Here is a 23,807-nt window from a genome sequence, read left to right on the forward strand (position 1 = left end):
TAAAAGAGGGTGATGATGTTGCTGTGGATTGCGACCTGCAGAGGATAACGTGATTACGGTCAAGTCTGAACCGATATACGGTAGAACTCTTTACCTGGAGCATTCAGAGCGACAGAATTGTGCAAAATCTTCCTGGCAGGCCTATGAATATTAGCATTCTTACCCCGGCGGGGCCGGACTCAAAAGCGGGGAACCGCGCAACCGCCGTGCGATGGCAGCAGTTGCTGGAGCAGGCTGGCCATCAGGTAACGGTGGTTACAGGTTATGATGGAGAGCCAACAGACCTGCTGATAGCCCTTCATGCCTGGCGAAGTGCCGACGCGATCCAACGGTTCCACACCGAATGGCCTGAAAAGCCACTGATCGTCGCCCTGACCGGCACCGACATCTATCATCACCAGTACCAATACCCGGAACCAACCCATGCCTCTATGGCAGCGGCATCGGTATTGATTGGCCTGCATGATCTTGTTGCCCAGGACATTCCTGAAACCTTCCGACACAAGCTGCTTACCTTGCGGCAGTCCGCAGCCAAGCCTGCGGTTCGCGGTGGATCCCGGCCAGAGCCAGGTCAGTTCAATATCTGCGTGATCGGGCACCTGAGGGATGAGAAGGATTCCCTGCGTGCCGCTTGGGCCAGCCGGCTATTACCGGAGGAGTCGGCCATCATTGTGTCCTGTGCCGGAAAGCCTCACAACGATGAGTGGCGGGAACGGGCATTGAGCGAAAGCAAGGATAACCCCCGTTTCCACTGGTTGGGACAACTGGACAAAGCGCAGCTGGAAAATCTGATGGCCGTGAGCAGCCTGATGGTGATCAGTTCTGTGATGGAGGGTGGCGCCAACGTGGTGTCTGAAGCCTGCAGGGCAGGGTTGCCGATTCTGGCTTCGGATATTCCAGGTAACCGTGGCCTGCTGGGTGAGCACTACCCCGGGTATTATCCGGTCAAGGATGATGCTGCCCTGGCCCGGTTGATGCGCAAGGCCGAAACCGAACCGGAATTTCTGGCACAACTGACTGACTGCGTTAAGGAGCTGGCAGAAACCTTCACTCCGGAGCGCGAACGCCAGAGCCTGGAACAGGCCGTGGCGCTGGCGCTCGCTGCGGTTAATCCCGCAGGGTGATGGGTTCTATCGGGCCGTTTTCATCCTGGGCAAGTACCCGGCCGATAATCGCGGTGTGGGGATAGCCCAGGCCCTTGAGCTCCTTGACACAAGCTTCCGCCACCGCTGCGGGCACGCTGGCCAGAAGTCCTCCAGCGGTTTGCGGATCAAAGATCAGGGGATAGCGGGGGTGGTTAACCCAGTCTCCCTGGTCCCGAATACCCCGGCGCAGCCTTACGTTCGCCGGCTGCAGCGAGCTTAAAATCCCTGCTGCCACGGTTTCTTCCGCACCAGGCAGAATGGGGATGGCGGTCAGGTCCAGCTCGGCATCGACACCGGAAGGCCTGGTCATTTCCACCAGGTGCCCCAGCAGGCCAAAACCGGTGACATCGGTGCAGGCCCGTGCCCCGTGGCGCAGCAAGCACTCCGCAGCAGCTTTATTGGACTGGACCATGGAGGCCAGCGCGGCATCAATCCAGCGCCCCTTGGCAGCCAAACGGGCATGGGCGGCGAACAGGGTGCCAGTACCAATAGGTTTGGTCAGCAGCAATACATCACCAGCTCGAAGGCCGCCCTTGCTCATGACCTTGTCCGGATCGATCAGGCCATTCACCGCAAACCCGAGCGCAAGCTCCTTGCCTTCGCCGGTATGGCCGCCGACCAGTGCACAACCCGCCTCGTTAAGCACCTCCACCGCGCCAGACATCATCTGGAACACGGTATCTTCCACCTTTGATTCGATCCCGTACGGGACAGTCGCCACCGCCGTAGCGCTCTGGGCTTCTGCGCCCATGGCAAATACATCACCCAGGCTGTGATTGGCGGCTACCTTTCCGAAAATGTAAGGGTCATCAATGAACGCCCGGAAAAAGTCCACGGTATGGACCACCGCCTTACCCGGTGGCACTTTCAACACTGCAGCATCATCCGGTGCGTGCAGGCCGATGAGAATGTCGTCGCGCTCAATCGGGCGCAGCTCACCCAGTGCCCTGGACAGTACCGTGCTGCCAACCTTGGCGCCACAACCGCCGCAACGCATGGCAACGGCCGATATGGCCTGGGAGGCTTCTTCGGGATTCTGGGCGGCCGAGGTGTCTGGCAGTCTTGCGCTGTCTTCCATGGCCGGCAGGTCAGTGAATTTCTTCATGAACCGACGGTCAATCCAGTCTTTCCAGCGCCAAACCCAGGCGCCCGAAAACCCGTAATTGCCTTTGGAGGCGACGGCGAACTGGTCACCGGTGCTGATCAACGCCAGCCAGGTTTTCTGGGGATTGAACGGTCTGGGTGGTTTTCCCAGAGCCATGCGTTTGAGGTTATCCGCCAATGGCCGCCCCTGGCGCACCGCAAACACCCCGGCTTTTTCACGGGGGTGGTTCACCACGTTGGCGATGTCGCCGGCAACAAAAATGTGGTCGTCATTCGCTGTCTGCAGGGTGTCCCGAGCCCGGATAAACAGGCCGTCATCCAGTTCCAGGCCGGTGGATTCCAGCCATGCCGGGCCGCCGGCACGGGTAACCCAAAGCACTTCGTCGGTTTGCAGGGTCTGGCCGGACTCGGTGGCCAGTAGCCCTGCGTCTACACGGGAAACAGCATCGCCCAGATGCAGTTTTACGCCACGGCGAACCAGTTTGTCCCGGAACACCGCACGGACCTTGGCATTATGGGTGGGCAGAATCTCGTTTGCGGCGTCGAACAGATGAAAGTGCAGTTGGTCCGGGTCTTTGCCCCGGTTTGCAAGTTCATTGCGTAAGCGGAACTGCATGGCCAGGGTGAGTTCGACCCCGCCGGCACCGGCACCCACAACGGCGATGGTCATGGGGCCATCGTGGTTCTCGATGCGTGACAGCAGCGATAGCCATCGGTTGTTGAACCCGGTAATGGGCTTGACCGGTACCGCATGTTCCGCAGCACCGCTGACCTCAGCAACCCGGGGAGAGGAACCAATGTTGATCGACAGGATATCGTAGGGAACGTTCGGGCGGCCTTTGCAGATGACGCGTTGTGCCGCACGATCAATGCCAGACACTTCCGCACGGTAGAACCGGGCACCGGCATACTCTGCCAGCCGGCTCAGATCAATATGCACATCGTCATAGCTGTAATGCCCCGCCACGTAACCGGGAAGCATACCGGAATAGGGGGTGTGGGTATCACGGCATATGAGCGTGAGCCGAACGCCGGGGACCGGATTCATGGCGAATCGCTTGAGGACCCCGACGTGGCTGTGCCCGCCACCTACCAGGACAATGTCCCGTAATACAGGTTGATCGGGTGTTTGCATCAGATGACTTTCTTGGCTTCAGCAGACAGCTCACTGAACCCTTTGATGCTCTTGAAGGCTTCCAGTTTCTGTTTATCGGCATCGCTCGGGTTGGCGATCTGGTCGATGGATGTAATGCCGGCATCTTTCATCTTCTTCGCCGTTGCCGGGCCAATACCCTTGATGCGGGTCAGATCAGACTTGTCCGCCGGCTTGGCGGTTTTGGCTGCTACCGGTTTTTTTGCTGCAGGCTTTTTGGCGGCGGCAGGCTTGGCCTTGCTGGCAGCCGGTTTTTTAACGGCAGGCTTCTTGGCCGCGGGCTTCGCACTCGTCGCCTTTTTAGCGGCAGTCGTAGCCTTCTTGGCGGTGGTGTCTGCGGCTTTCTTGACGTCTTTGCCAGATTCCTTGGCTGCAATACCCAGCTTGTCCAGCAATGAGCTCTGCAGTTCGTGGAATTCGTTCATCCGGCGTTCGAACTCTTCATTGAAGCGCTTCACTTCGCGCTCACGGAGCTCGTCCATTTCCTTGAGCAGTTTACGAACCGGATCCTGAACCTGATGCTGCAGGTGGTCGAACTGCTTCAGGGCATCATTGATGAGTGTTTCAATCTGAGCCGTGGTTTTCTCGAACTCTTTGTTCACTTTTTTGACAATCTTATCAACACTGGGTTTGGCTTTCTTTGCCATAGGGCGTCTCCTTACAGAGGGGGATAGAACGATGGAACGGTGTATCAGGCCAATTGCCTCATTCCGTTGGTCGTATTCGAGCTTCGTCTGGATTTGAGGCTTTGCTTCTTCAGAAGCACTTCACGAATACGGCGTAGCTTGTCCGAAAGAGGGGAGTTATCTCCGGATTCAAGTTGAAAAAAATCAATAGAGTAGAAGAAGTTGCTACAGTGCTTTCTCTTTTCGGTAACCAGTCCGGTAACACCCTCGGCGCGGATCTCTTCAAATGGCATATCCATAATGAGGTCGAGTGTGATGGTGTCGCCGGGCTTGAACAGCTTGTCGGTTTTCATCACGCAGCCGTAGCTGTCTAGCTCATAAAGGCGAGCTTCCACGGTTTCTTTGCGAAACAGGCCGTGGCGTACGCGGAAACGGGCAACAAGATCCGGTAGTTCTTCGTTCATGAAATGCTTTCTCTGCCTCTGAGATCAGCCAGATTATTTGAGCATAAATTAAACAATAGACGGGCTATTTAATTTTGGCAATGCCATCAGCTGTCTACCGTAACCCTTTCATGGAATAGTTCAACATCCGCCCCCCGCAAAGGGGGCCAGATGCGGTCGTTATCTGGTTTTCAATTCGTACAGATCAACACGGCGATCTTTCAGATTGGTGACTGAGCCTTCGTTACGTACCAATTTGAGTTTCTCCAGGTCCATATCCGAGAACATGATCATTTCGGTGTTCGGGGTGGTCTCCGCCATCACGGCATCGTGGGGGAATGCGAAGTCAGACGGTGAGAATACGGAGGATTGCGCGTATTGGACGTCCAGGTTCTCTACCTTGGGCAGGTTGCCGACACTGCCGGTGATCACCACATAACACTCGTTTTCGATGGCGCGGGCCTGGGCACAATGGCGAACCCGCAAGTAGCCGTTTTTGGTGTCGGTCCAGAAGGGTACACAGATGATGTCCACATCCTGGCTGGCAGCTACGCGCCCGAGCTCCGGGAACTCAATGTCGTAGCAGATCATAATGGCAACCCGGCCGGCATCTGTATCGAATACCTGGAACTTGTCGCCGCCTTCAATAACCCAGTCGCGGCGTTCATGGGGCGTGATGTGGATCTTGCGTTGCTCGTCCACGCGGCCATCCCGATGGCACAGGTACGACACGTTATAAACCCGGTCGTTCTCGATCAGGGGCATGGAGCCGGTGATAATGTTGATGTTGTAACTGACCGCCATTTCCGACATTTCATTGCGGAACTGCTCGGTAAATCCGGCAAGAAAACGAATGGCGCGGGTCTGGTCCATCTGGTCGGTCAGGCCCATCAGGGGTGCGTTGAAGAATTCCGGGAACAGGGCAAAGTCACTTTTGTAATCAGACAACGCATCCACGAAATACTCAACCTGCTTCAGCACTTCCTCCACTGAGGTGAATTCCCGCATCTGCCATTGCACGGCACCCAGGCGAACCTGGGTTTTCTTTACGTTCAGCACCGAGGAGGGCGGGGTATACAGGATGTTCCGCCATTCCAGCAGGGTGGCATAACCCAGCGACTTTTCATCTTCCGGAAGATACTTGTGCATCAAACGGGTTACCTGAAAATCGTTGGACAGCTGAAAGGTGAGAATCGGATCGTAGATCTCTTTGCGGTCGACGCGATGGATGTACTCTTCCGGCGTGTACTGTTCGGAATACTTGAAGTAATTGGGGATACGCCCGCCTGCGAGAATAGCCCGCAGGTTCATGGAACGGCAAAGTTCCTTGCGGGCTTCATAGAGCCGCCGGCCCAGGCGGTAGCCCCGGTACTCGGGATGAATAAATACATCCAGGCCATAGAGCGAATCGCCATTGGCGTTGTGCCAGATTTTCTCGTTACGGAGGATCAGGTCGTCGTAGGCGTGGGGGTTGCTGAAGCGCTCGTACTTAACGCATACGGTCAACGCAACGGCCACCAGGTGCCCGTTGTCTTCAATACAGATCTGACCGTCCGGGAACTGCTCAACCAACGCCTTGATGGTTTCCTTTGGCCATGCGCCACCGATATCGTCGTAAACCTCGTCCATCAGCTCCTGGAGCTGGCTGTAGTCTTCAAGCGTCAGGTTTCGCAGATTCAGGTGGAGCTCTTCATGGGCCATCTGGTGTATCTCCTTTGGTTTGGCAGCCTTGGTTGCCTGTAAGTCCATTCTAACAAAGAGTTCTAAAGACTTCGCTCAAATTGCCGTTAGTCAATTAATTCACATCTATAATTGATGAGAAGCTGATCGAAACAACCTCAGTCTTATCGGAGGGATTCCCCTTGCAATTCTCATTTTCTCAGAAACTGCTCGTTGCCGTAGGTGCTCTCATCATAATGCTGATGGCTGCGTTGACAGTGGCAACGGATATCAGGCTCAGATCAACGACGGATCGTTATGTTGACGCGCTTATGGCCGACGCGGTAGAGCAGAGTACGTCCAGTATTTCCGATTGGCTCAACACTCGCCTGGACATGGCTGAGGCGACGGCCAGCGCCCTTGAGGGCATCCGCACCGACAATATGGCCCGTACCCTGATGGAAGCGATGACGCGCGGCGGCAATATTATGGATGTCTATGCCGGCACCGAGGACGGCCGGATGCTAATGCGGAGCCCAGAGGTGGAAGCGACACTGCCACCTGACTACGACCCCCGCACCCGCCCCTGGTTCCAGGGAGCCCAGCGGTTAGGGCGTTCATCATTCACTGAGCCCTATCAGGATGCCAGCACTGGCGCGACCATTATCTCCGCCATGGCCCCGATCAAGTCCGGTTTATATAAAGGAGCAGCCGGCATGGATATCGGGCTTGGCACGATTGACCGAATGTTGTCTACGATCACCCTGGCCGATACCGGGTTCGCCGCCTTGGTAAACGAGAAGGGCACTGTGCTCTTCTACCCGGACTCAGAGGTGGTCAGAAACAACATTTCGGACATTATCGGTCAGCGGCCCGCTCTTGATGGCAGCCAGCATACATTTGAGATGGACGGCGCCCGCTGGAGTGTCAGTTTTCATCCGATAGCCGATGCCCGGGCTGTGGAGTGGTACCTGGTGACGTTTGTTAACGAGGACCTGATCAACGCTCCGATTGTTGAGGCCCGGGTGGGCGGCCTTGTCATTGCCGCTGTGGGTTTGATAGTTGCCCTGGTGGCGCTGTATTTCGGAATACGATTGCTGATGGTGCCGGTGCGCCGCCTGAACAGTGCGATGTCCAGTATTGCTTCGGGTGATGCAGATCTTACCCGCCGACTGGACGATTCCGCTTCGGACGAATTTGGCGCACTGGCGCAAAGTTTTAACCGATTTGTGGAGAACATTCAGCAGGTTGTCCGGGAAGTCAAAGAGGGTAGTGATGACCTGGATGAGAATGTGACCGCCTTGCGCAACACCTCCAGTACCAGCCGTTCGAGCGTTGAGAGCCAGCAGAGCGAGATTGACATGATTGCTACGGCCATCAACGAAATGTCTGCTGCTGCCGGGGAGATTGCCCAGAACGCACAGCAAACAGCGGAAGCGGCTGAGAATGCCGATCAGGAGAGTCGCGAGTCGTTGCTGACGGTGACTGCGTCGAGGGATGCGGTGCAAAAGCTTTCCAATGAGGTTAATGCAGCTGCTGAAGTCATCGACACGCTGGGTAAGGATGTGTCGTCCATCACCACGGTGCTGGAGGTTATTCAGGGCATAGCAGAACAGACCAACCTGCTGGCACTGAACGCCGCAATCGAGGCCGCAAGGGCAGGGGAAGCAGGACGTGGCTTTGCGGTGGTGGCAGACGAAGTACGCAACCTGGCCCAGAGGACCCAGTCTTCCACTGAGGAAATCAATAACATGATCGAGCGTCTGCAGAAAGGCGCCGGCGATGCGGTGGAAGTGATGAAGGCGTCAACGGCGGTGTCTAACGTCAGTATGGAAAAAGCCCAGGACGCCATGGAATCCCTGAACCGGATTGCCGAGGCCATCACCGCCATCAGCCAGATGACGTCTCAGATTGCCACAGCGTCTGAGGAGCAAACCTCGGTTACCGAAGAGCTGAATGCCTCCATCACCCGGATTGCGGACCAGGGCCAGGAAGCAGCCAAAGCCGCCAGTGAAAACGATGTGTACAGCGGGCACATTGAAACCATTGGCAGAACATTGAATGAAAAAGTGACCCGCTTCCGCGTATAGCGGAGGCTGGCCATGGACGGCCAGCGGGTCATAACCTTTCAATCAGGTGAGGCAATCTGGCTCAGATAATCGAGCCGGCGACGCAGGTTTTCCAAAGTGTGCCGCCCCACATACATGGATTCCTCGCTGAGGTACGGGTTCTCCAGGGTTATCACTTTGCGCTGCTCAAGCCCAAGCTCTGTCACTGCGCGACCGAACCATCGCTTCAGGTAAACTGCAAAACTGCCATCTTTGATGGCGCGTTCTATTCCCAGCTGTAACCGATGGGCGGCCTCCTGATCATTTGGAGCGACAAAAAGATAGGATGGCATGTGGTAGGCGAACAGAATGTTGGGTTCGATGACCAGATCGTCTGCCCGATTGTGTTCAAGGTCAAACAATACTTCACCAACGCCACGGGCAAAGCATTCAAAACGTTCATTGCGCAGCATACCAAACAGGATTTCATAGCGGGTGTGCGTAACTACCTGCAGGCCGTTGGCCTCGAGAATCGGCGTGTCTGGCCAGTGAGAGCCCTGGCCAATCCGGATTTTTCTTGAAGTCAGGTCATCTATGTTCTGGATGCCCTCGAACTGGGGCAGATGCTTTGGTAACACCAGGCACACCCGAAAGCCCAGCAAGCCGCCGTCTACCGGCAAGGGAATAGGATTGAGAAATTCCTCCCGTTCAGCGGTGGTCGCAACATTGGCAATATCCACCAGCCGGTTATTATTGTTGGCCAACTCTCGCAGTACCCGGCCCTGGCTCAGTTCCTCACTGCGCACGACCGTGAAGTCGCCGTATTCCGACGTTTTGGCCAGTGCCAGTTCCACCAGTGACCGGATGGCCGGGTTATCGTAATTCCGGTACCAAAGAATAAAGGTGCGCTTGTCATCCGGTTCGACCGACATGGCTGGAGCGGGCAAAGACAAACACAGGACCAGAAGAAACCCCGGTAGATAACGATGAATGAAACGATTTCGTGCAACCAATGCCTTGTTCCTTAAGTGGCGCGCCCCCTAACTGTAGAACAGAATCTGTTACTGAAACCGGATAACTTTCAAAAATACTGTAAAAGATTCTTGAAGCACGCGCGTTCGGCTGTAATGATCCCGAAAAACCATTCTCTGGAGCCCTGAATATGGCACTCATTGATACACTTATCGGCACCGCTGGCCAGTGGGTAACCGCGAGCGACCCGAAAGCCACGCTTCTGCAGCCTGTTGCATGGCTTAAGAAAACCGGCAGCTATGCCACTGTTAACCGCTTGATTGGACTCGCCATTCCCTTTGCACCGCGAAACGGCTTCAGTGTCGAAGAGATGCGCCCCGGTTATGTTCGGGCGAAAATAAAGCTCAAGGGCAACAAGAATCATTTTGGCAGCCTGTACGCCGGTGCCTATTTCCTGGTGGCGGAAATTCCCGGTGGCGTACTGTCGCTGTTTGACTTGGGGCCTGCCTATACGCCGATCCTCAAGGAGATGACCCTCGAGTTCCTGCAGCCGGCCAATTCGGATGTCACGGTAGAGTTTTCACTGGCGCCGGAAGCGGTTGCCGCCATTCTGGCGGACGCCGATGCCACCGGCCGGGCGAAGTTCACCCTGGAAGGCAAGCTGAAAGACAAAGAGGGTAACCACGTGGCCACCTCGCTGGCCCATTACCGGGTGCGCAAGAAGGGTTTCAAGCCTCAGGACTGAGCAATTTCCCGCAGGGTTTGCAGGAAGACCTCGCCATATTTCTCCAGCTTGGCGGCCCCTACGCCGCTGACCTCTGCCAGTTGCTCCAGGGTTTCCGGGCGACGTTCCAGCATATCGAACAGGGTGGTGTCGTGGAAAATCACGTAAGGCGGCACGCCCTGTTTATCTGCCAGTTCCTTCCGGCACGCCCGTAACGCATCCCAGCCGGCCTGGTCGGTAATCTGCTCCCTTATTGCCGGGCCCGAGCGTTTGCCGGCAGATCTGGACGACGAGGATTTTTTGGCCACCGGGTCTTTGCGTAACTCGATAGCCTGTTCACCCTTCAGCAGCGGGCGGCACTGCTCCGTGAGCTGTAAGGCGCCATAGCCCTCCGGATCTGCCCGCAGGTAGCCGTTGGCAACCAGCTGGCGGAACACCGATTTCCACTCGTTTGCGGATAACTCGGTACCAATACCATAGGTGGAAATGGCCTGGTGTCCAGATTGAAGAATACGTTCGTTCTCAGAGCCGCGCAGCACGTCAATCAGGTAGTTAACGCCAAAGCGCTGCCCGGTACGATACACACAGGACAGCGCCTTTTGCACGGCCACCGTGCCATCCCAGGTCTCAGGGGGGGTGAGGCAGGTATCGCAATTACCACAGGGCTGCTCCAGTTCATCACCAAAATAACGCAACAGTACCTGGCGGCGGCAGCGGGTCACTTCGCAGAGGCCAAGCATGGCATCGAGCTTCTGGCGTTCTACCCGTTTAAACTGGTCGTTGCCCTGCGATGCCTCAAGCATCTGTCTCAACTTAATGACATCCTGCAGGCCGTAAACCATCCAGGCGGTGGACGGCTTGCCGTCCCGGCCAGCCCGGCCGGTTTCCTGGTAATAGGCCTCGAGGCTTTTGGGTAAATCCAGGTGGGCGACAAACCGAACGTCTGGTTTATCAATGCCCATCCCGAAAGCAATGGTCGCCACGATGATAACGCCGTCTTCGCGCAGGAACCGTTCCTGATGGCGGGCCCGGGCTGTGGCATCCAGCCCAGCGTGGTAAGGCAGGGCAGTGTAGCCTTTGTCCGCCAGCATCTTGGCGGTGGCGTCGACTTTGTTGCGGGACAGGCAATAGACAATCCCGCAATCACCTTCATGTTCTGCTTTAATAAAATCCAACAACTGCTTGTTTGCATTTGTTTTTGGAGTGATACGATACTGAATATTTGGGCGATCAAAACCGCTGACAAAGTGCCGGGCATTGGTCAGAGACAAACGCTCGGCAATCTCTTTACGGGTTCGCTCATCCGCCGTTGCCGTCAGGGCTATCCGTGGGACACCCGGGAACTCCTGGGCGAGCATGCTTAACTGAAGGTAGTCGGAACGGAAGTCATGGCCCCACTGGGATACACAGTGGGCTTCGTCAATGGCAAATAGCGACAACGATGCGTTATGAAGTAACTCTATGGTACGAGGCTGTATCAGCCGTTCCGGTGCGCAGTAGAGCAAGTCCAGTTCGCCGGTCATCAGGGCGTATTCGGTGGCACGGGCCTGCTCATAATCCATGGTGGAGTTGAGGAATGCCGCTCTCACACCGAGTTCCCGCAACGCAGCCACCTGATCCTGCATCAGCGCGATCAGGGGCGAAATAACAATGGCCGTGCCGGGGCGGACCAGCGCGGGCACCTGGTAACAGAGCGATTTACCACCGCCGGTGGGCATCAGAACCAGGGCATCGCCACCATTTACAACTTCCTGAACAATCTCTCCCTGTAGTAGACGGAAACTCTCATACCCAAAAACCTCATGCAGTACCTGCTCCGGGCTGCGGTTAGCGGAGGAAGGCGGTTCGCGGGTCAGTTGCTCGAAGTCCTGGTCCGGATACATGGTGGTTGTCAGCCTTTGGGCGGGTGAAGTTCGGGGCGAAATGATACCAGATACTGCCGCTGGAGTGGTCAATACACCTTTTGGGATGGAGGCAAAGCGACAAGAGAAAGGATACAATAGCGCCCCTTCAGAGACTGTGATTAACCATTTCGAAAAACAACAGGGCATGCATGCAGGAATTTGACGCGATCCGACCTTATTCGGATGAAGAAACCGCCCCCGCGATTCAACGCCTGGTTAACGACCCGGATTTCCTGGACATGGTTGGCCGGTTCAAATCACCGGTTGCGGCCAAGTGGGCGCCGGCCCTGCTGAGAATGTTTGTGAAGCGCTGGCTGGTTCGGAATTTCGGCCACTACCATCGGGTGGATGACTTGCAGGCCGGCTTGTCCGGCTACGTTGGCGACCTGGTTGAAAGTACCACGTCCAGGGTGACTCATAGCGGCCTGGAAAATCTGAGCAAGAACTCTGCGCACCTGTTTATCTCCAACCATCGGGATATTGTGTTTGACCCGATGGTGGTGAACTATCTGCTGTTCCAGAACGGCTTTCACACCACCCGTATTGCCATCGGGGACAACCTGCTGGCAAACCGGGTATTCGCGGAGATGATGCGGCTGAACAAGAGTTTCGTGGTGCGCCGCAACATGACCAGCCCCCGGGAAATGCGGGATGCCTACCTGACCCTCTCCGGCTTCATCAATCACAGCATTGATACCAACCACAGCATCTGGATTGCCCAGCGCGAAGGCCGCGCCAAAGACGGCATTGATGTGACAGACCCAGCCATCATCAAGATGTTCTACATGAGCCGAAAGAAATCCGGGCTGGAGTTTGACGAGGCCATGAACCGGCTGCACATCGTGCCGGTTTCCATCGCCTATGAATACGACCCCTGCGATGCGGACAAAGCCCGGGAACTGGAGGTAAGGGCCAGAACGGGCAATTACCAGAAAGCAGAAGGCGAAGATACAAATCAGATCATGAGAGGCCTGACCGGATACAAGGGGCACGTTCATGTGCATTTCGGCGCGCCGATCGCCGATGCGGAAGATAACCCGAAGGCCCTGGCGTCGCGGATTGATCATGAAATGCATGCCAATTATCACTTGCATGCCTCCAACCTGGTGGCTTACCAGATGCGGGGTGTTCACCCGGAAGCTCACGAGACACCGGGCAGCGTGAGCGAGAGTGTTGTGACGGCGGAAACCTGGTCACCGGCAGACCTGGAAGCCGCCAAGGCAGAAATGGAGCGGCGGCTGGAGGCCTGCGATGCGGCCATTCGCCCGTATCTGCTCGACGTGTACGCCAACCCGGTGGTGAACGCCCTCGCCGCAAACAACATCGGCGAGGCGGTTCTGTCGCCGGCTGAGTAAGTCAGGCCCAGAGCATGGCGCCCATCTCCAGTGGATGGGTGAGTGCGTCATGGTATGGGTACATTCGCACTCGGAGCGTTTGCAGCCCAGGGTAGGGCGGTTGCACCTGGGTTTTGAACAGGGTCTGTCCATCTTTTTCGCCATCCGGTTCCAGAAAAAACCGATCTGGCCCGGGTTCTGCGTGAGTACCCGCACATTCCGGCGTCACCAGACATTCAACCCGAACATCGCTGGGAGCCAGGCCATTCAGGCTAACGCCAATGCTCAGTTCCACGGATTCATCCCAGGCACACTGGTCGTCCACGCAACCCCGAACGTGAATCGACACACCATCCCAGGCGGCCCTGACTCGTGCCTTCCACTCTGCCAGCTCGGTGGCCAGGTTAAAGCCATCGGCAGTCAGGCGTTTACCTTGCGCTGTGGCGGGCTGGTAATAGTTGCGAACGTAGTCCATTACCATGCGCTGGGCGTTGAATCTCGGCGTAATGGTCTTCATGGAGGCTTTTGAGCGGGTTACCCAACCCTTGGAGTAGCCCTGTGACGCACGGTTGTAGTAGAGCGGGATGATGTCCTGTTCCAGCAGATCGAGCAGGTCCCTGGCCTCTTCCCGATTGCGAAACTCCGGGTCCAGCCCGGTATCCCTTGGGGTAATCGCCCAGCCGTTGGTTTTGTCATAACCCTCTCCCCACCAGCCGTCCAGAACACTGAGGTTGAGGGCACCATTAAGCGCTGCTTTTTCTCCGGACGTACCGCTGGCCTCTTTCGGGTACTCGGGCGTGTTCAACCAGACATCCACGCCGCTGAGCAGTCGTCGGGCCATGGCTTGGTCATAGTTTTCGAGCAGGATGATGTGGCCCATCAGGGAGGGCTGCATGGATAATCCATGGATGACCTTGATCAGTTGCTGGCCGGGTTGGTCCTGGGGATGGGCCTTGCCCGCGAACACCAGCACCACGGGGTGATCTGGATTGGTCAGCAGTCGTTCCAGCCTGGCCAGGTCGGAGAAGATCAGGGTGGCCCGTTTGTAGGTGGCGAAGCGCCTGGCAAAGCCGATAACCAGGGCGTCTTTTTCAGGCGAGGCCAGCTGCCGGGCCATGCGCTCGGTTACCGAATGCCCGGTGCCGTTTCGTTTGTGCTGGCGCTTGAGCCGACGCACGGTGTATTCGGCCATCTGTTGTTTAAGCGCCTTGTGAACGCTCCAGTAGTGATAGTCCGGAATCTTGTCGATGAAGTGCCAGAAGTCCGGGTTCAGCAACTCGCTCTTCCAGGTTGGGGCGTGCATGTCGAACAGACTCGCCCACTCCGGTGCCAGGAATGTTGGTACATGCACGCCATTGGTGATGTACTGGATCGGGTTGTCCCTGGCTGGCACCTGGGGCCAGATATCTCCCTCCATGTGCGAAGCCACCCCACCGTGAATTCGGCTGACGCCATTATGAAAGCGGGAGCCACGCAACCCCAGACTGGTCATGTTGAAGCTGTCGTCGCCATTTTTTGAGCCCAGCGCAAACACTTCGGCAAAGTCCAGCCCTGAATCCTCTACATAGGCCCCAAGATGATGGGCGACCAGATCCCGCGGGAAAATGTCGTGGCCAGCGGGTACGGGTGTGTGGGTGGTGAACAGGGTTGAACCTGCAACGGCTTCCAACGCCGCACTGAATGGCAGACCTTCCGCCATGGCCATGCGGCACCGTTCAAGAATCTGGAACGCGGCGTGGCCTTCGTTGATGTGCCAGGTTGTCGGCTTGATCCCGAGTTCAGATAGCACCCGCACGCCACCGATCCCGAGCAGCATCTCCTGACTTACGCGTGTGCTGAAGTCGCCACCGTAAAGCTGTAGCGTCAGCGCCTGGTCGTCTGCGTTGTTTTCCGGCGTGTTGGAATCCAGCAGGTACAGGCGAATATGCCCGACCCGTGCCATCCAGACTTTGGCGTAGACATCGCGGCCAGGGAAGGGCACGGACACCGTCAGCTGTTTTCCGTCTCGTTCCACCGGGGTAATGGGCAATTCATCACTGGAATGGCTCTGATAGCGCGCGATTTGTTGACCCAGGGCGTCAATGGTCTGGATGAAATAGCCCTGCTGATACAGCAACCCAACGGCCACGAACGGCAGGCCCAGATCGCTGGCGGCCTTGCAGTGATCGCCGGCCAGAATGCCAAGGCCGCCGGAATAGATGGGAAAGCTTTCATGGAAGCCAAACTCTGCACAGAAGTAGGCCACCAGGCTAGTCTTTGGGTCGAGTGCCTCCAGAACACCGGCCCCGGGCCCGGATTCAAGGTAGGCATCGTAACTGGACAGTACCCGGCGGTATTCCGCCATGAAGGCGCGATCTTCTGATGCCTCATTCAGCCGGGTCTGGGACACCCGGCGCAGGAACAGTTTCGGGTTGTGCTCAACCTTTTGCCACAATCGAAGATCGATGCGGGCGAAGAGGCTTCGTACCCCATGATCCCAGCTATAGAACAAATCGTTAGCCAGAACCTCAAGCCCTTCAATAGCCTCCGGAATATGGGGGCGGGCTTCCAGCCGGAACTCCGTTGCCTTGTGCATGATCATGACCTCCTTGCGGCCACTGGCACTGTCTCAGTCATCGTGTATCCGGCCATTGCCGGTCAACAGGTTCTGATAAAGCGTTGCGTAATCCCTGGCGCGCTGTTTCCAGGAATAATCTGCGCTCATTCCGTTTTCCTGCAGTCGCCGCCATGTCTTCCTGGTGCCAAGGGTTTGCAGGGCACGCTCGACCGCCTGGAATAGCGCATCGGGTGTGGGTTCCCGGAACACGAAACCATTGGCTTGGTCGGCAGTGACTTCTGACGGGTCGAATACGGTGTCGTTCAGGCCACCGACGCCGTGGACGACCGGCACGGTGCCATAGCGAAGGCTATACATCTGGTTCAGCCCGCAGGGCTCGAAGCGCGATGGCATGAGAAACAGGTCTGCACCGGCGGTAATGCGGTGCGCCAGGCCCTCGTTGTAGCCCAGGGTCAATGACAGCTGCCCGGGCCATGCCCGTGCCAGTTCCTGCAGCCGCACCTGGTAGTGGCTTTGGCCCGACCCCAGGATGGCAAACTGGCAGCCGCGCTCCAGCAGGGGCACCGTGACGGCCAATAGCCAGTCAAGGCCTTTTTGTTCCACCAGGCGACCCACAAAACCAAACAGAGGAGCACCACTGGCCTCAAGCTTGAGCTCCTGTGCCAGGCGCGCCTTGCACTGTTCCTTGTTTTTCAGGTGGCCGGGGCCGTAATGGAAGTCTAACCATCGGTCCTGTTCCGGGTCCCAGGCGCGGGTGTCAATGCCATTGAGAATGCCGTGCAGGTGGCGGGAACGATGGCGCAGCAGGCCATCCAGTCCGTAGCCAAACCAAGGTGTCTGGATTTCCTCGGCGTAGCCGGGGCTGACCGTGGTGATGGCGTCACTGAACACCAGGCCGCCTTTGATAAAGGACAGCTGGCCGTGGAATTCAAGCAGCTCCATGCGCCAGAGAAAGTCCGGCAGGCTCAGGGCCCGAAAGGTTTCGTGGCTGAAAAGCCCCTGATAAGCCAGGTTATGAATGGTAAACACGCTCTTGGGCGGGTGTTGGGCGCTCTCCAGGAACACCGGGATCAGCCCTGCCTGCCAATCGTTGCAATGCACAATGTCGGGTTGCCAGGACAACCCAAGCTGCCCCAGTGCCATCATGGCACCGATTCGGCCAAAAAGATGAAAACGGTGAGCATTATCCCACCAGTCTTCACCATCATCGTTCTGGTAGGGGCTGTCGCCGGGGCGATCAAACAGCGCCGGGCAGTCCACCAGCCAGAGACTGACGGCCGTTCCGGGTAAACGTGTCTGCCACAGGGCAACGTCATACTGGCCATAACGGAAACGGGTTTTGCGGCGCGAACCTGCCCCTCGGGCCGCTTCCAGGGCAGCGGGATAACCGGGTAACAGTATCTGGCAATCATAACCAAGCTTGCACAAGGCCTCGGGCAGACTTGCGGAAACATCCGCCAGGCCTCCGGTTTTCACCAGCGGGTAGACCTCGCTTGTGGCAAACAGGATGCGGGTCATGGTGCTGACCTCAGAATGATGAGCGCCAGGGGAGGCAGGGTTACCTCCAGAGAGGATGGCCGTGCCATCCACGGCTGGTCATCGGCGATTAATGGGAGAGGGTTGCCCAGGTTGCTGCCGCCATAATAAGTGGAGTCGGAATTGAAGATTTCCTGCCAGGCCCCGCCAATGGGCACCCCGATTCGATAATGTTGGCGCGGGATGGGCGTAAAGTTGACGATAACAACAAGAACTTCCTGCTGCTGCCCACCTTTGCGCACATAACTGATCACCGATTGCGGCGAGTCGTGGCAATCAATCCACTCAAACCCCGCACCGGTGAAGTTCCGGCCGTGGAGGGCGGGCTCACGGCGATACAAACCGTTCAGATCCCTGACCAGCGTTTGTATGCCCCGATGCGCGTCGTGTTCAAGCAGGTGCCAGTCCAGCTCCCGCTTTTCGCTCCATTCACGGCGCTGGCCAAACTCACCGCCCATAAACAGTAACTTGGCGCCGGGATAGGTGTACATGTAACTGAATAAAAGGCGTAATGAGGCCCGTTGTTGCCATTCATCACCCGGCATTTTCTGGATCAGGCTGGACTTGCCGTGTACCACCTCATCATGGGACAACGGCAGCAGGAAGTTCTCGGAGAACGCATAAAGAAGGCCGAACGTGAGTTTTTCATGGTGATACTGCCGGTACACCGGATCTTGCTGGAAGTAACGCAGGGTGTCGTGCATCCAGCCCATGTTCCACTTCAGGTTGAAACCCAGCCCGCCAATTTCCGGCGGCCGGGTTACCCGGGGCCAGGAGGTGGATTCTTCCGCCATCATCAGGATGCCCGGAAAGCGGCTCTGGCATACCCGGTTGAGGTCTTTCAGGAACTCGATGGCTTCAAGATTCTCATGTCCACCGTAGTCATTCGGCAGCCATTCACCGTCGTCGCGGGAATAGTTCAGGTACAGCATGGAGGCCACGGCATCCACCCGTAATCCATCCAGATGATAGGCGTCGAGCCAGAACAGCGCGCTCCCAATCAGGAAATTACGGACCTCATGGCGGCCATAATTGTAGATCAGGGTACCCCAATCCTGGTGCCTACCACGGCGTGGGTCTTCATGTTCGTAAAGTGCGGTGCCATCGAAGCGGGCGAGGGCGTAATCATCATCGGGAAAATGCCCCGGCACCCAGTCCAGTATCACCCCGATGTTGTTCTGATGACATTGGTCGATAAGGTAACGCAGATCATCCGGGCTCCCGTAGCGGCTGGTGGGCGCATAGTAGCCTGTGGTCTGGTAACCCCACGACTCATCCAGTGGGTGCTCGGTAATCGGTAGCAACTCGATATGGGTGAAACCGGTTTCCAGAACGTAGGGGACGAGCTGGTCGGCCAGCTCGCGATAGGTCAGCCAACGGCCAGAGCCATGGTGTTGCCAAGAGCCGGGGTGTACTTCGTAGATACAGATTGGGCGATGCTGCCAATCAAAACGGCTTCGTTTGTCCAGCCAGTCACCATCGCCCCAGGGGTATCGGCCTCGCTCGGTGACCACGGCGGCATTGGAGGGTCGATGCTCAAAAGCCTGACCATAAGGGTCAGTTTTGATGATCTCACCGTGAGCCGTGCTGATCGCAAACTTGTATATGGCCCCGGGCCGGACACCCGGTATAAACAGCGACCAGACTCCCGAGCTCTCGTTCGCCCGCATCACGTGCTGGGCCGATTTCCAGCCGTTGAAATCTCCAATCACACTGACTGAGCGGGCGTTGGGTGCCCAGACGGCAAAACGCACGCCTTCTTTCCCGCTGACCCTGAGAGGGTGGGCACCCAGCACATTGTAAATGTGCCAATGGCGACCTTCGGCAAACAGGTGGAGATCGAACTCGCTCAAGGCAGGGCTTTCCATAGACCTTCGATTCCCGATCAGGATGGCAGGACAATGACCGTTATTGAACGCCGTTGGGCCTGTACAAAAAATGACCCAAGACAATATTACGTCATAATCTTCTGCTAGTGTTCTAATATTAGTATCAGTGTCAAATTGATGTCGACTCTCCCTTCATCTGCTCAAACAGGGAAGGAAGGCCACCAAGGTTTTCAGGGAAGGTGTCATGCATACTGCAAAGCGCTTCGTCAGCCGTCTTACACGGCAAACTCTCGCTCTGGTTCTTGCCGGGGGGCGCGGTTCCCGACTCCATGATCTCACCAAGTGGCGCGCCAAGCCAGCCGTGCCCTTCGGCGGAAAGTTCAGGATTATTGATTTCCCGTTATCCAATTGCATCAACTCCGGCATCGCCCAGGTCGGAGTGATTACTCAGTACAAGTCTCATTCCCTGATTCGCCATATACAGCGGGGCTGGGGATTCATGCGTGGTGAGCTTGATGAGTTTGTGGAATTGCTTCCCGCCCAACAGCGCATTGAAACCTCCTGGTATGAGGGCACTGCGGATGCGGTATTGCAGAATCTCGACATTATTCGCAGCCATGAACCCGAGTACGTGCTGATCCTGGCCGGCGACCATGTTTACAAAATGGACTATGGCACCATGCTGGCCGCTCATGTGGAGAATGAGGCAGACATTACCGTTGGCTGTATTGAAGTGCCGATTGAAGACGCCACCGCCTTCGGTGTGATGTCGGTGGACGATGAACTACGGATTATCGAGTTTGAGGAAAAGCCTGCGGTGCCGAAGGCCATGCCTGGACAACCGGAGAAAGCCCTCGCGTCCATGGGCATCTACGTATTCAGCACCCGGATCCTTTTTGATGAATTACTGAGAGATCATCAGCTTAACAACGACTCTTCACATGATTTCGGAAAAGACATCATCCCGTCGGTCATACGGCGTCTTAATGTGTGTGCCTTTCCGTTCAGGGATCCTGTCAATAAAAAGCCGGCCTATTGGCGTGACGTAGGGACTATCGATTCACTCTGGCAAGCGAACCTTGAGCTGATAGACGTGAGCCCCGAACTCAACCTGTACGATGCCCACTGGCCGATCTGGACCTATCAGGAGCAGCTACCGCCGGCCAAGTTCATATTTGACGATGAGGACCGCCGGGGAACCGCCGTTGATTCCATGGTGGCCGGAGGCTGCATAGTGTCCGGGGCCCGAATTCGCCACTCATTGCTGTTTTCACAGGTGCGTGTGCATTCGTTCACCACGGTTGAGGACGCTGTCATTTTTCCGGATGTAGATATCGGCCGCCATTGCCACATTCGCAAAGCTGTCATTGATCGAGGATGCAGAATCCCGGATGGCACCCGCATTGGGTTTGACAAAAAAGCAGACGAAAACCGTTTCCATGTTTCGCCCAAAGGCGTTGTTCTGATCACACCCGAGATGCTCGGGCAGGATTACCCCCATGGACTCTGACCATCGCACACCCGTTGTGCTTTGCTGGCATATGCACCAGCCCGTGTATCAGGACCAGCACACCGGCGAATTTCTGTTCCCCTGGGTCTATCTGCATTGCATCAAGGATTATGTTGATATGGCCGCGCACCTGGAGGCCCATCCAGAGGCCAAGGCCGTGGTGAATTTTGCTCCGGTGCTGCTGGAACAGATAGAAGACTATCTGGTTCAAATTGAGCGCTGGCGACAAAGCGGTACGGCAGTGAGCGACCCGGTGCTGGCAGCACTGGTGGCTGACTCCTTGCCCGAGCCCGGCTCTCCTGGTTTTCTGGAACTGATGGAAAAATGCCTGAGAGCAAACGAAAACCGGATCATCAAGCGGTTTGCGCCCTATAAACGGCTGTCGGAACTGGCCCGCTTCTATCGCACCCGCCAGGATATCCAGCGTTACATCTCACCGCAACTACTGGTGGACCTGCTGGTTTGGTACCACCTGGGGTGGATGGGAGAAACCGTGCGCCGTACTCACCCGGTGATCCAGACCCTGCAGGAGAAGAGCCATCAGTTCACCATGGAAGACCGGAGAGCGTTATTAGACGTCATCGAAGAGCTGATGGCAGGGCTTGGACCCAGGTACCGCCACCTTTCGCAAACTGGCCAGGCAGAGTTAGCCATGAGCCCCTGGGCTCACCCTATCGTACCGCTGTTACTGGATTTCGGTTCCGCCAGGGAGGCCATGCCGGATATTCGTATGCCCGAGCATTCGACCTATCCCGGCGGCAAGGACCGGGCAGACTGGCACATTCGTATGGGGCAGCAGGTATTTCAGCGATTTTTTGGTGAGCAGGCCGCAGGCTGCTGGGCGTCTGAAGGTGGCCTAAGCCAGAGTGCCTTGGCATTGCTCAGTGAACACGGCTTTCAATGGACCGCGAGCGGCGATTCCGTTGGTCACAACAGCTTTCGCCTGGCTAAAGAACAGGGGGCGCTGAACAAGGAGCCTCCTATTCACCGTCCTTTCCTGTTCGGAGAACAACCGGTAACCGTGTTTTTCCGCGATGACGGTTTGTCGGACCTGATTGGCTTCAATTACGCGGATTGGCACGCGGAAGACGCCGTTGGCGACCTGGTCCACCACATGGAGAATATTGCCAGTAACAGCAAGGCAGGGGATTGCCCGGTTATTTCTGTGATTCTCGACGGTGAGAACGCCTGGGAGTACTACCCGGAGAACGGCTACTACTTTCTGGATGAGCTATATCGGGTACTGAAAAACCATAAAACCCTGCGGCTGACTACCTATCGGAACCTGCTGAGCGAGCCGGTGTGCGATCCCGTGAAACTGCCGCACCTTGTGGCCGGAAGCTGGATTTACGGCACTTTCTCAACCTGGATTGGTGACCCGGACAAGAACCGAGCGTGGGACCTTCTTTGCGAGGCCAAACAACACTATGACCGTGTTATGGACAATGGCAGCCTGACCGCCGAGCAGAAAGAAAAGGCCAGCTACCAACTTGGGCTTTGTGAGGGGTCGGATTGGTTCTGGTGGTTTGGTGACTACAACCCGGCTCCGGTGGTTCGGGATTTTGAACATCTTTATCGCCGGCATTTGGCCAACCTCTACGACAACATTGGCTACCCGGCGCCTGCCCGCCTGTTCCAGCCCATCAGCCAGGGTGGGGGAGAGCCTGCGCGGGGCGGGGCCATGCGCCCGGGGCATGAGGCCGGGGGGCTGGAATGAGTGGAGCACTGACTCCCGCGCCGGTATTTTCCCGTCGTCGTGCAGGTGTGTTGCTACATCCAACTGCCTTGCCAGGAAATGACGGCAAGCTTGGGCAACAGGCCCGGCGATTTGTCGACTATTTGGCAGACGCAGGCATAACGGTTTGGCAAACCCTGCCAACAGGACCTACCCATTCCGATTTATCCCCTTATCAGTCGTTATCCGCCCACGCCGGCAACCCTGAGTTTGTTGACCTGTCGGAGCTTGTTTATCTGGACTTGCTCAGTACCGATGAGCTAGCGCGGGAGACCAGAGGCCGCGCCCTTGAAATCGCAGCCGGGCGTTTTTTAGCGACCACCGGCCAACAACCCGTAACCACCAACCAGGATACCTGGCGACAGTTCCTGTCCGACCACAAGGTGTGGCTGGATGACTTTGCCTTGTTCATCGCCATCCGGGATGCCCATGGCGGCATTCCCTGGTATGAATGGCCAATGCCACTGCGGCGCAGGGAACCACTGGCTCTTGAAGGATTCCGAGCCCGGCACGGTAACGCCATTGAACAGGTCTGTTTCGAACAGTTTGTTTTTCATCTGCAATGGCAGGCAATGCGTCGATATGCCCGGGAGCGGGGCGTGCTGATGTTCGGGGATATCCCCATTTTTGTTGCCCACGACAGCGCCGATGTCTGGGCCCACCCCGACATGTTCAAGCTGGATGCTCAGGGCCAGCCCCTGGTCGTCGCCGGCGTGCCTCCGGACTATTTTTCTCCTGATGGTCAACACTGGGGTAATCCACTCTATGACTGGCAAGCTATGGCCGCCGATGGTTATCGATGGTGGATAGATCGGCTGGCCAGCCAGCAGGAAAAGTTCGACCTGCTCAGGATTGATCACTTTCGAGGCCTGCAGGCGTTCTGGGAAATTCCTGCGGCAGATGCCCGCCCGGTGAACGGACACTGGGTGGCGGGCCCCGCTGATGCCTTCCTGTCAGCGTGTTTTGAGCAACTCCCGGAACTGCCGCTGGTTGCGGAGAATCTGGGCATCATCGGGGCCGATGTCGAGGCACTTCGGCAGCGGTTTAACTTGCCCGGCATGACGGTCATGCAGTTTGGTTTTGATGGCAGCGCAAGCAACCCTCACTTACTTCATAACCATAAAGAGCGTGACCTGGTGTACACCGGTACCCACGACAATGACACCACCCTGGGCTGGTACCAGAGCCTGGATGAACGTACCCGGGCTCACGTAAACCAGTACCTTCGGCTCACCGACGACAGCATTCCAAGGCAGATTATCCAGGCGGCGCTGGGGTCTGTCTCGGGGCTTGTGATGATTCCCATGCAGGACCTTCTCGGTCTGGACTCCAGTGCCCGCTTCAACACACCTGGCACAACTTCCAATAACTGGATATGGCAGTTGCCAGAGAACTATCAATCACTGGCGCGGTCTGATTCCCTGCGGTCTATGGTCAACCTCTACGGACGTTAAAACTGACGATTGGTTATTAATTGACTAGCATCAAGATGGTTAAACCTTGACCAGTTTTAAATACAAGGAGCGGG

Annotated in this window: 16 protein-coding genes; 7 read left to right on the top strand and 9 right to left on the bottom strand. The window is 56.8% G+C overall.

The annotated features are described in order from the left end of the window. Positions 1 to 143 precede the first annotated feature (143 nt). Positions 144 to 1,124 carry a selenoneine biosynthesis selenosugar synthase SenB gene (gene senB / locus J122_RS14075; protein ID WP_061332908.1) on the top strand — a complete coding sequence of 327 codons (981 nt, stop codon included), beginning with the start codon at positions 144 to 146 and terminating at the stop codon, positions 1,122 to 1,124. Here senB and selD read toward each other — a convergent pair. The 4 genes from selD to J122_RS14095 all read right to left on the bottom strand — a co-directional run bounded on the left by selD (position 1,108) and on the right by J122_RS14095 (position 6,172). Next, positions 1,108 to 3,384 carry a selenide, water dikinase SelD gene (gene selD / locus J122_RS14080; protein WP_061332909.1) on the bottom strand — a complete coding sequence of 759 codons (2,277 nt, stop codon included), beginning with the start codon at positions 3,382 to 3,384 and terminating at the stop codon, positions 1,108 to 1,110. The two genes, senB and selD, sit on opposite strands and share 17 nt — an antisense overlap. Further along, positions 3,384 to 4,049 (bottom strand): helix-hairpin-helix domain-containing protein, encoded by a 666-nt coding sequence (locus J122_RS14085; RefSeq protein WP_061332910.1) that lies wholly within the window; start codon positions 4,047 to 4,049, stop codon positions 3,384 to 3,386. Before J122_RS14085 ends, selD begins: the two co-directional genes overlap by 1 nt. A gap of 44 nt (positions 4,050 to 4,093) precedes the next feature. Beyond that, positions 4,094 to 4,492 carry a hypothetical protein gene (locus tag J122_RS14090; protein ID WP_061332911.1) on the bottom strand — a complete coding sequence of 133 codons (399 nt, stop codon included), beginning with the start codon at positions 4,490 to 4,492 and terminating at the stop codon, positions 4,094 to 4,096. A 159-nt stretch (positions 4,493 to 4,651) separates the two neighbouring features. Next, positions 4,652 to 6,172 (bottom strand): bifunctional GNAT family N-acetyltransferase/carbon-nitrogen hydrolase family protein, encoded by a 1,521-nt coding sequence (locus J122_RS14095; RefSeq protein ID WP_061332912.1) that lies wholly within the window; start codon positions 6,170 to 6,172, stop codon positions 4,652 to 4,654. Between the two features lie 215 nt (positions 6,173 to 6,387). Between J122_RS14095 and J122_RS14100 the strand changes: the two genes are divergently transcribed. After that, on the top strand, positions 6,388 to 8,220 hold the full coding sequence (locus J122_RS14100; RefSeq protein WP_227510219.1) for a methyl-accepting chemotaxis protein: 1,833 nt from the start codon (positions 6,388 to 6,390) through the stop codon (positions 8,218 to 8,220). A 38-nt stretch (positions 8,221 to 8,258) separates the two neighbouring features. Here J122_RS14100 and J122_RS14105 read toward each other — a convergent pair whose 3' ends face one another. Beyond that, complete coding sequence (locus J122_RS14105) at positions 8,259 to 9,110, bottom strand: transporter substrate-binding domain-containing protein (RefSeq protein WP_138437442.1); 852 nt, start codon at positions 9,108 to 9,110, stop codon at positions 8,259 to 8,261. 230 nt (positions 9,111 to 9,340) lie between these two features. Between J122_RS14105 and J122_RS14110 the strand changes: the two genes are divergently transcribed. Continuing rightward, positions 9,341 to 9,895 (top strand): PaaI family thioesterase, encoded by a 555-nt coding sequence (locus J122_RS14110; RefSeq protein ID WP_061332915.1) that lies wholly within the window; start codon positions 9,341 to 9,343, stop codon positions 9,893 to 9,895. Here the strand turns inward: J122_RS14110 and recQ are convergent. Further along, a complete protein-coding gene (gene recQ / locus J122_RS14115; RefSeq protein ID WP_061332916.1) occupies positions 9,886 to 11,757 on the bottom strand; it encodes a DNA helicase RecQ in 1,872 nt (623 codons plus the stop codon). The two genes, J122_RS14110 and recQ, sit on opposite strands and share 10 nt — an antisense overlap. Before the next feature lie 170 nt (positions 11,758 to 11,927). Here recQ and J122_RS14125 point away from each other — a divergent pair, with 170 nt between their 5' ends. After that, positions 11,928 to 13,133 (top strand): 1-acyl-sn-glycerol-3-phosphate acyltransferase, encoded by a 1,206-nt coding sequence (locus J122_RS14125; protein WP_061332918.1) that lies wholly within the window; start codon positions 11,928 to 11,930, stop codon positions 13,131 to 13,133. 1 nt (position 13,134) lies between these two features. Here J122_RS14125 and glgP read toward each other — a convergent pair whose 3' ends face one another. The 3 genes from glgP to glgB are packed head-to-tail and all read right to left on the bottom strand — an operon-like array spanning position 13,135 to position 19,073. Beyond that, positions 13,135 to 15,687 (bottom strand): alpha-glucan family phosphorylase, encoded by a 2,553-nt coding sequence (gene glgP, locus J122_RS14130; protein ID WP_061332932.1) that lies wholly within the window; start codon positions 15,685 to 15,687, stop codon positions 13,135 to 13,137. Positions 15,688 to 15,720: 33 nt separating this feature from the next. After that, complete coding sequence (gene glgA / locus J122_RS14135; RefSeq protein ID WP_061332919.1) at positions 15,721 to 17,187, bottom strand: glycogen synthase GlgA; 1,467 nt, start codon at positions 17,185 to 17,187, stop codon at positions 15,721 to 15,723. Further along, entirely contained in the window at positions 17,184 to 19,073 is a 1,890-nt protein-coding gene (gene glgB, locus J122_RS14140; protein ID WP_061332920.1) for a 1,4-alpha-glucan branching protein GlgB, read from the bottom strand. Before glgB ends, glgA begins: the two co-directional genes overlap by 4 nt. Before the next feature lie 205 nt (positions 19,074 to 19,278). Between glgB and glgC the strand changes: the two genes are divergently transcribed. The 3 genes from glgC to malQ are packed head-to-tail and all read left to right on the top strand — an operon-like array spanning position 19,279 to position 23,733. Further along, positions 19,279 to 20,544 (top strand): glucose-1-phosphate adenylyltransferase, encoded by a 1,266-nt coding sequence (gene glgC, locus J122_RS14145; RefSeq protein WP_061332921.1) that lies wholly within the window; start codon positions 19,279 to 19,281, stop codon positions 20,542 to 20,544. Next, a complete protein-coding gene (locus J122_RS14150; RefSeq protein ID WP_061332922.1) occupies positions 20,534 to 22,261 on the top strand; it encodes a glycoside hydrolase family 57 protein in 1,728 nt (575 codons plus the stop codon). Before glgC ends, J122_RS14150 begins: the two co-directional genes overlap by 11 nt. After that, positions 22,258 to 23,733, top strand: coding sequence for a 4-alpha-glucanotransferase (malQ, locus tag J122_RS14155; RefSeq protein WP_061332923.1), 1,476 nt, complete (start codon positions 22,258 to 22,260; stop codon positions 23,731 to 23,733). The genes J122_RS14150 and malQ overlap by 4 nt, the downstream gene beginning before the upstream one ends. Positions 23,734 to 23,807 lie beyond the last annotated feature (74 nt).

The sequence above is a fragment of the Marinobacter excellens LAMA 842 genome (assembly GCF_001574445.1).
GTDB lineage: Bacteria > Pseudomonadota > Gammaproteobacteria > Pseudomonadales > Oleiphilaceae > Marinobacter > Marinobacter shengliensis.